The sequence below is a fragment of the Halobacterium rubrum genome (assembly GCF_021729015.1).
Lineage (GTDB): Archaea > Halobacteriota > Halobacteria > Halobacteriales > Halobacteriaceae > Halobacterium > Halobacterium rubrum.
This window is the reverse complement of sequence record NZ_JAJQQZ010000001.1, coordinates 731,398-744,012: the sequence shown is the minus strand read 5'-3', so window position 1 is coordinate 744,012 and position 12,615 is coordinate 731,398. Positions and strand designations below refer to the sequence as shown.

Here is a 12,615-nt window from a genome sequence, read left to right as displayed (position 1 = left end):
CCACCATCAAAACAGCCACCGCCGGGCGAGCGCGGTACCCGGGCAGTCGGCGGCCACATCGACGGTGGCCGCAGCCAGTACCGACTGAGGAACTAAACCACCGGCCGTCGTACCCGGCGGTGATGGCAGTGGAACTGCGTCCGGGCGTCTGGCGGGTGGGCCTGCGCGGCGTGAATGCCTACCTCGTCGAGGACGACGACGGTCTCGCGCTGGTCGACACCGGGATGCCGTGGCAGGCCGACAGCGTTCGTCGCGCGCTCGAAGTCGCGGGGTTCTCGATGCGGGACGTCGACCGAGTGTTGCTCACGCACTACGACGTCGACCACGTCGGCGGCCTGCAGTCGCTGCTCTCCTCGGTGCGCGCGGCCGACGGCGACGTCGAGGTCTGCTGCGGCGAGGGCGACGCCGACCTCGTCGTCGGCAACCGGAAGCCGCCGCTGTCCGCCCCGAAGGGACTCGGACAGCGGCTCGGCGGGATGCTCACACCGAGCGTCGACTCACCGGTACGCGCGCTCGGCGACGGCGACCGGGTCGGGGGCTTCGAGGTCGTCGCGACGCCCGGCCACACGCCCGGCCACGTCGCGTACGTCCACGAGGAACTGGATGCTGCGCTGCTCGGCGACCTCGTGCGGGAGGACGACGGCCGGCTGGAGCTGTCACCGTGGCTGCTGTCCAGTGACACCGGCGAGCTCGAACCGAGTGTGCGGCGCGTGCTCGACCGCACACCGGCGTTCGAAGCAGCCTGCGTCGGCCACGGCGACCCGATTCGGTCGGGCGGCCGGGACGCCCTGGCCGCGGTGCTCGACTAGCCGGCGAACGGGCTGTCCTCGGGGTCGACGTCGTCCGGCTCGTCGGCGCCGCCCTGCTGGACGCCGTCCTCGGTCTCGACGTAGACGTCGTCCTCGTAGCCGGCGGCGGCGTTCTCGAACTCGGCGTCCTCGAGCTTCTCGGGGGTCGCCGGCGCGTCGGGGATACCGTCGGCCGGCCGGAACTCGCCGAGCGGGTCGTCGATGCTGACGCCGTGCTCGTCGAAGAACGCCGCGTACCGCTCGTAGTGCTCGCCGAGTTCGTCCGCGGGGAACTCCATCATCGCCGCCCAGCCGTGGTTGTAGAAATCGAAGTTGGCGACGATGTGCGTCATCTCTCGGGCCTCCGCCTCCGGGTAGCCCGCCTGCAGAGCGGTCAGGTACATGTCCATCGTCGCGTCGAAGAAGCCGTCGAGGTGGTCGCGGCGCTCCTCGCGGCGCTCCTCGGGCGCCTTGTCGAGGAAGATGCTCGTGTGGAGGTCGACGAGCTTGTCGTTGACCACGTCCCGCAGGCCCGGGACCTCCAGGGCCTTCTTCGACGCGAAGTGCCGGACGTTCTGGCGGAGTTTCATGCCTGCCCGTAGGAGACCTGCCCTCAAGAACGTCCCGACAGCGACACTCGCTGCTCGTCGCCGAGCGCGCCGCTGGCTGCGCGTAGGAGGTGGTTACTCGACGTACGCGAGGTCGGCGTCGTCCTCGTCGTGGCTCGCGGCGAACGGCACGCGCGTCACTTCTTTCAGGTAGGTGATTCGTACCAGTCCCGGGTGGCCGGTGGGTTGCACGACTGGGTCGGCGTCCTCGGGGCAGGGGAGGCTGTCGCCGGGACGGACGAGTTCTGAGACGAGTCGGTAATCCTGTGACATCGGTTGGCTGCCGGCCCGCGTAAGCCGCGGTTACCGGGCTCTGGCAGCCGTAACGCCCGGGCTACTAAGACCGTTTCGCCTCGTGTGGGTGTGCTTACCAGTAGCGGGCCGGCCGCGTCGAAAAATCGGAGCGTTCGGGTGACCTACTGGAAGGCGATCTCGTGTCGGCGCTCTTCCTCGTCTTTCGGCACGGTGATGCGGCAGACGCCGTTCTCGTGTTCGGCGGTGGCCTGCTCGGGGTCGATGTGCCCGGGCAGCGTGATGGCGCGCTCGATGCGCACCGGTCGCTCGTGAAGGAGCGTGCGCTCGCCGCTCTCCGAGCCGACCGCCGGGTCGTCCGACCGGTCGGCGGTGACGTAGAGGTTGTTCGCGTCCGCGTGGACGGTGATGTGGTCCTCCTCGAACCCGGGTGCGTCGAGCAACACGACGATCTCCTGGTCGGACTCGACGACGTCGATGTTCGGCGTCGCCGCGGCCGGCGGCTGGTACTCGACGGCCTCGGCCTGCTGCTGGCCGGCGCCGACGCCCGCGGACTGCTGTGGCGTCGCGGGGGCTACGGGTCCGGTAGTCGTCGGTCCGGTCGCGTTCCAGGCGGCCGCCGCGCGCGGGACGCCCGGGTCAGTTCGTGGGTCGTAGCTCATCGCTGCTGAGTCACGGGGGACTGCGGCTGGGTCACCGGCTGTTGGACGCCCATCGCGGCCTGCTGGCCGATCGGCTGCTTGCCGGTCGGCTGCTGGGAGATCGTGGACTGTCCGGCGCCGTGCTGCTGGCTCCGGAGCACGACGTCGAGCTGCGGGACGACCTGCGCGAGCTGCTGGCTCGTCAGCCCGACCCGGCGCGCGAGCGTGTCCGCGAGCAGCTTCGTGTCGGCGGTCTCGACGTACTGCCGAACCGGCTCCTGTCCGGTGGTCTGCTGGCCGGGCTGGCCGCCGACGGCCTGCCCCTGCTCGGACGGGGAGCTGAACGAAATCTGTGGGGACTGCATCCCGGCCTGCTTGCCGATTCCCTCCGTCATCGGCTGCTGCGGGGCGCCAGTCGACGGCATCCCGGAGCCGATGGGCTGCTGCTGCTGCGGCTGGGACTGGGGCTGCTGCTTCTGTCCGACCGGAGACGCCGGCTGCTGCTGCTGCCCGACCGGAGACGCCGGCTGCTGCTGCTGCCCGACCGGAGACGCCGGCTGCTGTTCAATCTGGTTCTGGCCTGCAGCCTCCTGGCGACGGATCTCCGGCTGCTGGATCGTCCCCTGGAGCTGGCCCTCCGGCTGGGCCTGCTGGAACTGGCGCTTCGACAGGTCCTGCTGGGGTGCCTGCTGCTGGCCGGCTGCGGCCTGCGATGGCACCTGCCCGCTGGCGCCCTGTTGTGGTGGCTGCTGGCTACCCTGGAACTGCTGTTGCGGCGGCTGCTGTTGCAGCGGCTGCTGCTGTTGGCCGGCCTGGAACTGTGGCTGCTGTGCCTGCGGCTCCATCCCGGACTGCTGTGGCGACTGTCCGCCGGCGAACTGCTGGGGCTGCTGGGCGATCTGCCCGTGCTGCTGGGCGGCCTGCGGTTGCCGGTTGCCCGCGACCTGACTGGTCGGTCCCGTGTACTGTTCGGCTCGCGATAGCTGCGGCTGCTGGAAGCTTGGCTGGTCTTGCATTGGTGTTCCGTCCCTGGCAGCGGGACAGTCGAACCGTCAACGCGATTGGTGATAAAGCGCGCCGATAGTTCAGGCGAATTCAACCACGACAGCGCTTCTAGCACGTGATTACCGGCGTACGCGGGCGCCCCGTCGAATCCCACTGGCTCGTGGACCGGCTGAGACTGCCCGACCCTACCGAGGTGCAAGACCCCCCTACTCGCAGCCGCCACGAGACGATTCACCACGACTAACCTCGCCAGGTCGTGCTCATAGACAACGGTTTACAAAGACGCGAGCCTGCCGAAATCCGGGCGCCGAGGAGATAGCAACCCACTTCAACCCTGAAGGCGTGACCCCCGAGTATGAGCGAGTCGTACGTGATAATCGGCGACGGCATCGCGGGCAGTTCCGCGGCCGAGGCCATCCACGAGGAGGCGCCAGAGGCCGACGTCACCGTCGTCACCGACGAGGGCGAGACCCTGTACAACCGCATTCTCATCAAGGAGTTCGCGAAGGGCAAGCTCCCGGAGGCCCCCATCAGCATCCACGACCCGGACTGGTACGACGAGCGCGACATCGACATCCGGCTGAACACGCTCGTCACCGACGTCAACCCCGACGCGCACACCATCGAGACCCACGAGGGCGACGAGATCGACTACGACAAGCTGCTGGTCGCGGCGGGCGGCACGCCGAACCAGCTCCCCGTGGAGAACTCGGACGCGGAGGGCGTCCACCACTTCTGGACGTTCGAGGACGCGCGCGGCATCCGCGAGCACGCCGAGGAAGCCGACACGGGCGTCGTCGTCGGCGCGGGCCTGCTGGGCATCGACCTGGCGGCCATCTGCGGCGGGCAGGACGTGGACGCGAAGTACCTGATGCGCGGGAACCGCTGGTGGCGGTACGCGCTCAGCGAGGAGGGCGCCGAAATCATCCACGAGGGGCTCCGCGAGAAGGGCGTCGAGCCCGTCTTCGAGTCCGGCGCGGGCCGTTTCGAGACGAACGACGACGGCGAGGTCGTCGCGACCGTCGACGGCAACGGCGACCGCCACGAGTCGGACTTCGTCGGCGTCGCCATCGGCCTCGACTTCAACGTCGAAATCCTCCAGGACACGGACGTTACCATCGAGAACGGCGTGCACGTCGACGAGTACATGCGGACGGACGTCGACGACGTCTACGCGGCCGGTGACATCACCCAGTACTGGGACACCATCCTCGACGAGCGCGCGCAGAACGGCTCGTGGGGCTCCGCGAAACAGCAGGGCGCGCTCGCCGGGAAGACGATGCTCGCCGACAGCGGCCACGACGTGGACGTGGAGCCGTTCCGCTGGGTGTCGTCGTACTCCATCACGCACTTCGACTTCCCGTTCCTCTCGTTTGGCTTCCCGACGATGGGCGACGAGTCCTGCGAGCGCCACTACGGCGGCAACGAGTGGCGCCGCCTGACGTTCAAGGACGGCCAGCTCATCGGCGGCGTGCTCATCGGGAACCTCGCGCCGCAGTCGAAGTACAAGCAGCTCATCAAAGACGAGGCCGTCGTCGCGGACCAGCAGGACGTCCTCCTGCAGGAGAACTTCGAGGTCGAGGAGCTGGCGACTGCGACCCAGCAGTAGCGCCGAACCGTCCGCCGTCGCCAGACTCGCTTCTCGCGTACGACTCTACTGCGGTACTCCCGGATTCGCAGCGGCTGCGCTGGTCGATACGGTCAACTCCCCCGGTAAGTTTAAGTTAAACCGTGGCATACGTTGGCATGGCACAAGAGTGCCGGTGACCGGATGAACCCAACGATCCACGCCACAGAGGCCGAGTCCCTCGGCGCGGCCGCCACCGACGGCGGCGTCCACGCGCCAGTCCGGGACTTCGACGAACTCGACGACCACGCACAGGACGTGCTCCACGAGGCAGCCACGGACGGCGCCGTCTCCCTCGACGACGAGGCGGCGGCGGCGTTCACGGACGGCGAGGTCGTAAAGTTCACCGGCTACTACCGCATCACCGTCGCGCGCTGACCCGCGGTCCGAGTCCCAGACCCCTACCCCAACCGAAGCCGTTTTTCCCGTCCGTGCCCGACCTCCCGCCATGAGCCAATCCGGCGGGAGCACGGACATGACACTCGCGTTCGAGCTGTCCGCGCTCAAGGAACTCGCCAAGCCCGGGACCGCGTTCGCTGGCGCCCGCCAGTGGACCGAGTACGTCGGCGTCGTCTCCGACGAACCGACGTACGTCGTCACCAACTTCACGCGCAAGCGCCGCATCCGCCAGGACTTCTTCTCCGGCCCGAAGAGCCGCAAGGACAGCCTCGAGTCCGTCAGAGACCAGTTCGACACCGAGCGCCACGTCTTCGTCGGCACCAGCGAGGCGGACCGACAGCTCGCCGAGGACGTCGGCTGGGAGTACCTCACGCTGGAGGACGCCGCCGAGAACGCCGACTGGGAGCTCGCCACCGACGACGAGCCCGACGCCGTTCCCGAGGAGCCCGAGCGCGACGACTGGCCGTAACGGAGCGAGCGCTGCTACTGGGACGAGGTGCTGTCCTCACCGTCGCTCGGACGCTTGCCCTCGCAGCCCGTCGTGTCGGTGAGGCCGGCGGCGACGATGTCGACGAGCGCGTCCCGCACCGCCTCGTACTGGGCGTCGTCGGCGAACTCGTCGCGGTGCGCGACGACGAATCCGACGCTCTGCACGGCGAGCGCGAGCGTCTCCGGGTCGCCGTCCCGGACCACCCCGGCGTCCTGCCAGTCCGCGACGTGGGGCGCCAGCACGGAGACGTTCTGCCGTCGGTTCGCGGCGAGCTCGTCGTCGTCGAGCACCCGCAGGAGGCGCTGGCGCTCCTCGCCGTAGACGACGTTCCGGAGCAGCGAGTCGTCCTCGACGACCGCGAACGCCGTCTGGAGGAACGCGCGCGTGGCGGCCTCCGGGCCGTCGGCGGCCTCGATTGCGGCCGTCAACTCCGCGAACCCGTCGGCCGCGCGCTCCTGCAGGACGTCGTAGTAGAGGCGCTCCTTCGAGTCGAAAAACGAGTAGAACGTCCCCGTGGCGATGCCGGCGGCGTCGGCGAGCTCCGAGACCGTGGTCTTCGCGAGGCCGTAGCGCGCGAACTGCTCGCGGCCCGCGTCGAGCAGCGCCTCGCGGACGCGCTGGCGTTCGTCGTCGCTGAAGCCGCCGGTCACTGGACGTCCCTCCGCGTGAAGTGCCACTGGCTGGCGAGGACCAGCACCAGCGCCCCGGCCGCGAGGACGGCGGCGCCCTCGAGGTCGTAGACGCCGTCGACGAGGACGGCGGTCGGGTCGTAGTAGCGCTGCGGGGCGAGCGCGCCGGCCCACGAGTAGTCGGTGTTCGTGACGAGCGTCTCCACGAGGAACAGCGAGAAGACGGTGCCGGCGGCGCCGCGCTGCGCGAGGCTCGCGCGGTCCAGCGTCACACTGAACGCCAGCCCGATGCCGGCGCACGCGAACAGGTAGGGCAGCGACAGCGCGTGGACGGCGACGAGGTCGACCGCAGCGACCTGGTGGCCGATGAAGCCGGTAGCGGCCCACGTGACCGCCGCGACGACGGCGTTGATGACGACGATGCCCGGGACGAGCGAGAGGAACGACTCACCGACGATGCGGGCGCGGGACACCGGCAGCGCCAGCAGGAGGTCCATGCGGCTGGACTCGACGTCGCTGGCGACGACCGACGCCGCGCTGTACGCGAGGTAGAGTCCGAGCAGGATGACCCACGCGAACTGGTAGAGCTCGGTGGCGAGAAAGCCCTCGATGGTGCCCAGCGACCGGAGGCCGAACGCCTCGACGAACACCGGGGGCAGCGTCTCCGCGTACTGGTCGAGGTCGATGCCCTCGGTGACCGACGGGAAGAACGCCGCGTACAGCGCGCTGAACGCGGAGAGGCCGGCGGCGAGCACGAGCGCGCCGGTGATGCGGCGGCGGGCGCCGTACCGGGCGAGTTCAAGCACTCGCCTCACCCCCGTAGAACTGGAGGAAGACGTCCTCGAGGGGCGCCTCCTCGACGTCGAGCTCGAGCAGCGAGTAGCGGTCGAGTTCGTCGACGAGCGCGTCGACGCTGCCGGTGTACGTGAACGAGACTCTGGTGGCGTCGCCGTCGGCTTCGACGGTGCGGTCGGCGACACCCGGGATGTCGAAGGCGTCGTCGGGGAGGCTGCCGTCGGCGCGCGCCCGCACCACCTTCCCGCTGCGCGCCAGCAGCGTCTGGACGTCCTCGACGGCGACGAGGGCGCCGTCCCGGATGACGGCGACCCGGTCGCAGACGCGTCGCACCTCGCTGAGGACGTGACTGGAGAAGAGGACGGTGACGCCGCGCTCGCGTTCGGCGCGCACGAAGTCGTTGAACCGGGCGACCAGCAGCGGGTCGAGGCCGGACGTGGGTTCGTCCATGACGACCACGTCGGGGTCGTGCATGAACGCCTGCACGAGCCCGAGCTTCTGGACGTTCCCCGTGGAGTACGCCCGGATTTCGCGGTCCAGGGGCGGGTCGAACAGCTCCAGCAGTTCGTCGCGGCGGCTGCCGCCCTTGATGGACTCGTGGAGGTCCAGTATCTCGCGGCCCGTCGCCTGCGGGTCGAACTGGGGGTTGCTGGGGAGGAAGCCGGTGTCGGCGAGCGCCTCGAGGCGCTGGTTCTCGTCGGTGGTGTCGTGGCCGTCGATGCGGACGCTGCCGGCGGTCGGCGCCTGCATCCCGAGCAGGGTCCGGATGGCCGTGGTCTTGCCGGCGCCGTTCGGCCCGAGGAACCCGAAGACCTCGCCGTCCGCGACCTCGAAGGTGAGGTCGTCGACCGCCGTGAGGTCGCCGTAGCGTTTCGTGAGCGACTCGATTTCGATGACTCCCATACGACACCGTCACCTCGTGAATCCATGAACGTTCTCCTCGTTCGTTCACGTCCGTCCGCGGGGCTTATTCGGCGCCCGCGCCAACGACGCCGTGATGACGGAGCCACGCGTCCCCGGTACCGAGGAGGAAGACGACGACTGGGTCGACCTGCCGTGTGGCGAGCAGGCCCACCTGAAGGACTTCGACATGGGGATGCGGAACTACGCGTGCTCGTGTGGCGACACACACGCCGTCGTGATGGACATGCACCCGCCGTCGCGGTGGGTGCCGGAGTCCATCGTCGACGTCCTCGTGGAGGCCGTCGAGCCCGCCGAGGATGACGACTTCGAGGAGTTCGGCACCCCCCACCTGATGGGCGCCGTCCTCGAGGAGCTTCCGGAGGACGTGACGGCCGTCGACGCCAGCGAGAACGGCAGCGTCGGCTACGCGATGTGCTGGGTGACGGACCTCGACGCCCGCGAGCTCCACCGGGTCGTCGTCGAACTCGTCGTGGAGCTGATGGACCACGCCGTCAGCCACGCCGAGGCAGAGTCCTCGAAGACGGAGTTCCAGGAGCAACTCGAGGAGTTCGACGTCGAGGAGTTCGTCGACGTCTACCGGCAGCAACGGGACTTCGAGGACGAGTACGATTCGGCGGTCTGAATCGTCTCGGGAGAGACGTCCCAGCGGGAGTCCCGTGAGCGACGAGGGAACTGTTCTAACGCGACTGACCGGCCTCAGGGAGCCTCGGCGAGGTCCCGGGCGGCCAGTTCGACGTTGCGCCTGTTGGCTTTCCAGCTGGCGTCGAAGAGGTCGCCGACGACGGGGACCGAACCGGCGCCCGTGTCGATGGCGATGTTGACGAGCATCGCTGCGAGCGTGCGCCGGGAGACGCCGGCGAGCGCGGCTTCCACGACGATGTACAGTGAAATCGCGGCCATGGCGAGGTCGCCGGCCACGGGGAGCACGCCGACGACGGGGTCGAGGCCGATGCGGCGGCCGGTCCCGGGGACGCGGATCGCGTCGTCGAGCAGCCACGCGACCGCCGCCATCCGCCCGAGGGCGCGGGTTTCCGGGCCGGAGAGCGTCGACCGGTCGACCTCGAGGTCGTCGAGGAACATGACAGGTGTGTTGACGCGCCGTGAACGGAAAAACGCGCTGTCGGGTGGCCTCAGTTCCCGACCGGTCGCGCACGCTCGGTTTCGAGCACTTGCCGTGATCCCTCCGCCCCGCCAGTTCTACGATATTCGTAATTGAGTTCCGAGCATCGCACAGTTCCGTGTAACTTATTACGATGACCGAACTTCGATCGGGTAACACATGACCGAGGACGACCGGACGATACTGCTCATCGGGAGTGGCCCCATCCAGATTGGTCAGGCGGCAGAGTTCGACTACTCGGGCGCGCAGGCCTGCCGCGCGCTCCAGGAGGAGGGCGTCCGAGTCGTGCTGGTGAACTCGAACCCCGCGACCATCATGACCGACCCCGAGATGGCCGACGCGGTCTACATCGAGCCCATCGAGCCCGACGCCATCGCAGAGGTCATCGAACAGGAGAACCCGGACGGCGTCATCGCCGGGCTCGGCGGCCAGACCGGGCTGAACGTCACGGCGGAACTCGCCGAGCAGGGCGTCCTCGACGAACACGACGTCGACGTGATGGGGACGCCGCTGGACACCATCTACGCGACGGAGGACCGCGACCTGTTCCGCCAGCGCATGGAGGACCTCGGCCAGCCGGTGCCGGCTTCGACGACCATCGCGCTCGGCGACGACGAGACGGTGACGGACATGGACGAGGACTCGCTGCGCGAGCGCGTCGACGACGCAGTCGAGGCGGTCGGCGGGCTACCGGTCATCGCGCGGACGACGTACACCCTCGGCGGCAGCGGCTCCGGCGTCGTCGACGACTTCGAGGGGCTCGTCGACCGCGTGCGCACGGGCCTGCGGCTCTCCCGGAACTCCGAGGTCCTCGTCACGGAGTCCATCTCGGGCTGGGTCGAACTGGAGTACGAGGTGATGCGGGACGCCGGCGACTCCTGTATCATCGTCTGCAACATGGAGAACATCGACCCGATGGGCATCCACACGGGCGAGTCGACGGTCGTCACGCCGAGCCAGGTCATCCCGGACGACGGGCACCAGGAGATGCGGGACGCCGCACTCGAAGTCATCCGGGATTTGGGCATCCAGGGCGGCTGCAACATCCAGTTCGCGTGGCGCGACGACGGCACGCCCGGCGGCGAGTACCGGGTCGTCGAGGTCAATCCGCGCGTCTCGCGGTCGTCGGCGCTCGCGTCGAAGGCGACCGGCTACCCCATCGCCCGCGTGACGGCGAAGGTCGCGCTCGGCAAGCGCCTCCACGAGATCGAGAACGAGATCACGGGCCAGACGACCGCCGCCTTCGAGCCGGCCATCGACTACGTGGTGACGAAGGTGCCCCGGTGGCCCAACGACAAGTTCCCGGAAGTCGACTTCGAGCTGTCGACGGCGATGAAGTCGACGGGCGAGGCGATGGCCATCGGGCGGACGTTCGAGGAGAGCCTGCTGAAGGCGCTGCGGTCCTCGGAGTACGACCCGAGCGTAGACTGGACCGACGTGGGCGACGAAGAGCTCGCCGCCGACTACCTCGAGCGCGCGAGCCCCGACCGGCCGTACGCCGTCTTCGAGGCGTTCGAGCGCGGCTTCACGGTCGACGACGTGAACGACCTCACGGGCTTCCGCGACTGGTACCTCGAGCGCTTCCAGAACGTGGCCGAGGCCTCCGAAGCCGCCAGCGAGGGCGACGTCGCGACGCCCGCCCAGCTCGGCTACACGAACAGCGAGGTCGCGGAGCTGGCGAGCGACGGTGGCGACGTGGCTGTCGGTGACGTCGAGACCACGGCGCCCGAGCGGACGTTCAAGCAGGTCGACACCTGCGCGGGCGAGTTCGCCGCCTCCACACCGTACTACTACTCGGCGCGTTCGTCGGGCTCGACCCGCAGCGAGGTGCAGGCGGACCGCGACGCCGAGAGCGTGGTCATCGTCGGCGGCGGCCCCATCCGCATCGGGCAGGGCGTGGAGTTCGACTACTGCACGGTCCACGCCGTGCGCGCGCTCCGCGAGGCGGGCGTCGAAGCCCACGTCGTGAACAACAACCCCGAGACGGTGTCGACGGACTACGACACCTCCGACGGCCTGTTCTTCGAGCCGATCACCGCCGAGGAGGTTGCGGACGTCGTCGAGGCGACGAACGCCGACGGCGTGATGGTGCAGTTCGGCGGCCAGACCAGCGTCGACGTCGGCGACCCCCTCGAAGCGGAACTGGAGCGCCGCAACCTCGACTGCGAGGTGATGGGGACGAGCGTGGACGCGATGGACCTCGCGGAGGACCGCGACCGCTTCAACCGCCTGATGGACGAACTCGGCATCAGCCAGCCCGACGGGGGCTCCGCGACCAGCGAGGCGGAAGCCCTCGACCTCGCCAACGAGGTCGGCTACCCGGTGCTCGTCCGCCCGAGCTACGTGCTCGGCGGGCGGGCGATGGAGGTCGTCCACGACGACGACGAGCTCCGCCACTACGTCGAGGAGGCCGTCCGGGTGAGCCCGGACAAGCCGATTCTCGTCGACGAGTTCCTCGCGAATGCCGTTGAACTGGACGTCGACGCCGTCTCCGATGGCGAGGACGTGCTGCTGGGCGGCGTGATGGAGCACGTCGAGTCCGCCGGTGTGCACTCCGGGGACTCGGCGTGCGTGATTCCGCCCCGGAGCCTCGACGACGACACGCTGGCCCGGGTTCGGGAGGTCACCGAGGAGATCGCGACCGCCCTCGACACGGTCGGCCTGCTGAACGTCCAGCTCGCCGTACAGGACCGCGAGGAGCCACGCTCCTCGGAAGGTGCGAGCGGCGAAGCCGCGAGCAGCGAAGTGTACGTTCTCGAAGCGAACCCGCGCTCCTCGCGCACGGTCCCGTTCGTCTCGAAGGCGACGGGGGTCCCCATCGCGAAGCTCGCGGCGAAGGTGATGGCCGGCCACTCGCTGGCCGAGCTCGACGCCAGCGAGGGCGTCCCCGAGCAGTACAGCGTGAAGGAGGTCGTGTTGCCGTTCGACCGGCTGCCGGAGTCGGACCCGCGGCTCGGCCCGGAGATGAAGTCCACTGGCGAGGTGATGGGCACCGCCAGCGACCCCGGGATGGCGTACTGGAAGGCCCAGACGGCGGCGTTCAACGCCCCCGAGCCCGGGTCGGCGGCGGTCGTCGACCTCCCCGTCGACGGCTTCGACGAGCACTTCGAAGTCGTGGAGACCGAAGACGTCCCCGAAGCCATCCGCCAGGGCGAGGTGGAGTTCCTCGTGAGCGACGACCGGGCGGCGCTGACGACGGCCGTCGAGGAGGAGATCCCCTACGTTTCCACGGAAGCGGCGGCCGAGGCGATGCTCGAGGGCGTCGCCGCCTCGGACGGCGACCTGGACGTCGCGCCGGTCGGCGAGCGCCCGATTCGCGACGAGACCTGGGGCTGAC

At 69.3% G+C, this 12,615-nt stretch carries 14 protein-coding genes; 6 read left to right on the top strand and 8 right to left on the bottom strand.

Annotation, left to right across the window (positions count from 1 at the left end):
- Positions 1-122 precede the first annotated feature (122 nt).
- Entirely contained in the window at positions 123-809 is a 687-nt protein-coding gene (locus tag LT971_RS04045; RefSeq protein ID WP_237005568.1) for an MBL fold metallo-hydrolase, read from the top strand.
- Here LT971_RS04045 and LT971_RS04040 read toward each other — a convergent pair.
- From LT971_RS04040 to LT971_RS04025, 4 genes are all read right to left on the bottom strand, one after another.
- A complete protein-coding gene (locus LT971_RS04040) occupies positions 806-1,378 on the bottom strand; it encodes a DUF6149 family protein (protein WP_237005567.1) in 573 nt (190 codons plus the stop codon). The genes LT971_RS04045 and LT971_RS04040 overlap by 4 nt on opposite strands.
- Before the next feature lie 93 nt (positions 1,379-1,471).
- Positions 1,472-1,669: a hypothetical protein gene (locus LT971_RS04035; protein WP_237005566.1), complete on the bottom strand. Its 198-nt coding sequence runs from the start codon at positions 1,667-1,669 to the stop codon at positions 1,472-1,474.
- 143 nt (positions 1,670-1,812) lie between these two features.
- Positions 1,813-2,310 (bottom strand): Hsp20/alpha crystallin family protein, encoded by a 498-nt coding sequence (locus LT971_RS04030; RefSeq protein WP_237005565.1) that lies wholly within the window; start codon positions 2,308-2,310, stop codon positions 1,813-1,815.
- On the bottom strand, positions 2,307-3,305 hold the full coding sequence (locus LT971_RS04025; protein ID WP_237005564.1) for a hypothetical protein: 999 nt from the start codon (positions 3,303-3,305) through the stop codon (positions 2,307-2,309). Before LT971_RS04025 ends, LT971_RS04030 begins: the two co-directional genes overlap by 4 nt.
- A 344-nt stretch (positions 3,306-3,649) precedes the next feature.
- On the opposite strand from LT971_RS04025, the gene LT971_RS04020 reads away from it, so the two are divergent.
- The 3 genes from LT971_RS04020 to LT971_RS04010 all read left to right on the top strand — a co-directional run bounded on the left by LT971_RS04020 (position 3,650) and on the right by LT971_RS04010 (position 5,789).
- Positions 3,650-4,903 carry an NAD(P)/FAD-dependent oxidoreductase gene (locus LT971_RS04020; RefSeq protein WP_237005563.1) on the top strand — a complete coding sequence of 418 codons (1,254 nt, stop codon included), beginning with the start codon at positions 3,650-3,652 and terminating at the stop codon, positions 4,901-4,903.
- A gap of 162 nt (positions 4,904-5,065) precedes the next feature.
- Positions 5,066-5,299 (top strand): DUF7979 domain-containing protein, encoded by a 234-nt coding sequence (locus tag LT971_RS04015; protein ID WP_237005562.1) that lies wholly within the window; start codon positions 5,066-5,068, stop codon positions 5,297-5,299.
- Positions 5,300-5,369: 70 nt separating this feature from the next.
- The gene (locus LT971_RS04010; RefSeq protein WP_237005561.1) at positions 5,370-5,789 is read left to right on the top strand and encodes a DUF7124 domain-containing protein; all 420 of its coding nucleotides are present in this window, start codon (positions 5,370-5,372) and stop codon (positions 5,787-5,789) included.
- Between the two features lie 14 nt (positions 5,790-5,803).
- Here the strand turns inward: LT971_RS04010 and LT971_RS04005 are convergent, their stop codons facing one another.
- From LT971_RS04005 to LT971_RS03995, 3 genes are read right to left on the bottom strand one after another with little or no spacing between them, the layout of a single operon-like run.
- Complete coding sequence (locus tag LT971_RS04005) at positions 5,804-6,460, bottom strand: TetR/AcrR family transcriptional regulator (RefSeq protein WP_237005560.1); 657 nt, start codon at positions 6,458-6,460, stop codon at positions 5,804-5,806.
- Positions 6,457-7,245 carry a DUF2705 family protein gene (locus LT971_RS04000; protein ID WP_237005559.1) on the bottom strand — a complete coding sequence of 263 codons (789 nt, stop codon included), beginning with the start codon at positions 7,243-7,245 and terminating at the stop codon, positions 6,457-6,459. Before LT971_RS04000 ends, LT971_RS04005 begins: the two co-directional genes overlap by 4 nt.
- Positions 7,238-8,137, bottom strand: a complete 900-nt coding sequence (locus LT971_RS03995; protein WP_237005558.1) for an ABC transporter ATP-binding protein — start codon at positions 8,135-8,137, stop codon at positions 7,238-7,240. The genes LT971_RS04000 and LT971_RS03995 overlap by 8 nt, the downstream gene beginning before the upstream one ends.
- Before the next feature lie 94 nt (positions 8,138-8,231).
- Between LT971_RS03995 and LT971_RS03990 the strand changes: the two genes are divergently transcribed.
- A complete protein-coding gene (locus LT971_RS03990) occupies positions 8,232-8,780 on the top strand; it encodes a DUF5815 family protein (protein ID WP_237005557.1) in 549 nt (182 codons plus the stop codon).
- A 74-nt stretch (positions 8,781-8,854) separates the two neighbouring features.
- On the opposite strand, the gene LT971_RS03985 is transcribed toward LT971_RS03990, so the two are convergent.
- Positions 8,855-9,238 (bottom strand): DUF4112 domain-containing protein, encoded by a 384-nt coding sequence (locus LT971_RS03985; protein WP_237005556.1) that lies wholly within the window; start codon positions 9,236-9,238, stop codon positions 8,855-8,857.
- Positions 9,239-9,437: 199 nt separating this feature from the next.
- On the opposite strand from LT971_RS03985, the gene carB reads away from it, so the two are divergent.
- Positions 9,438-12,614: a carbamoyl-phosphate synthase large subunit gene (carB, locus tag LT971_RS03980; RefSeq protein WP_237005555.1), complete on the top strand. Its 3,177-nt coding sequence runs from the start codon at positions 9,438-9,440 to the stop codon at positions 12,612-12,614.
- The last annotated feature ends 1 nt before the right edge of the window (position 12,615 follow it).

Coding starts and splice junctions, on each gene's coding strand:
- carB (WP_237005555.1), top strand. CDS start 9,438: ATGACCGAGGACGACCGGACGATACTGCTCATCGGGAGTGGCCCCATC.
- LT971_RS04025 (WP_237005564.1), bottom strand. CDS start 3,305: ATGCAAGACCAGCCAAGCTTCCAGCAGCCGCAGCTATCGCGAGCCGAA.
- LT971_RS04030 (WP_237005565.1), bottom strand. CDS start 2,310: ATGAGCTACGACCCACGAACTGACCCGGGCGTCCCGCGCGCGGCGGCC.
- LT971_RS04045 (WP_237005568.1), top strand. CDS start 123: ATGGCAGTGGAACTGCGTCCGGGCGTCTGGCGGGTGGGCCTGCGCGGC.
- LT971_RS04015 (WP_237005562.1), top strand. CDS start 5,066: ATGAACCCAACGATCCACGCCACAGAGGCCGAGTCCCTCGGCGCGGCC.
- LT971_RS04040 (WP_237005567.1), bottom strand. CDS start 1,378: ATGAAACTCCGCCAGAACGTCCGGCACTTCGCGTCGAAGAAGGCCCTG.
- LT971_RS03985 (WP_237005556.1), bottom strand. CDS start 9,238: ATGTTCCTCGACGACCTCGAGGTCGACCGGTCGACGCTCTCCGGCCCG.
- LT971_RS03995 (WP_237005558.1), bottom strand. CDS start 8,137: ATGGGAGTCATCGAAATCGAGTCGCTCACGAAACGCTACGGCGACCTC.
- LT971_RS03990 (WP_237005557.1), top strand. CDS start 8,232: ATGACGGAGCCACGCGTCCCCGGTACCGAGGAGGAAGACGACGACTGG.
- LT971_RS04010 (WP_237005561.1), top strand. CDS start 5,370: ATGAGCCAATCCGGCGGGAGCACGGACATGACACTCGCGTTCGAGCTG.
- LT971_RS04035 (WP_237005566.1), bottom strand. CDS start 1,669: ATGTCACAGGATTACCGACTCGTCTCAGAACTCGTCCGTCCCGGCGAC.
- LT971_RS04020 (WP_237005563.1), top strand. CDS start 3,650: ATGAGCGAGTCGTACGTGATAATCGGCGACGGCATCGCGGGCAGTTCC.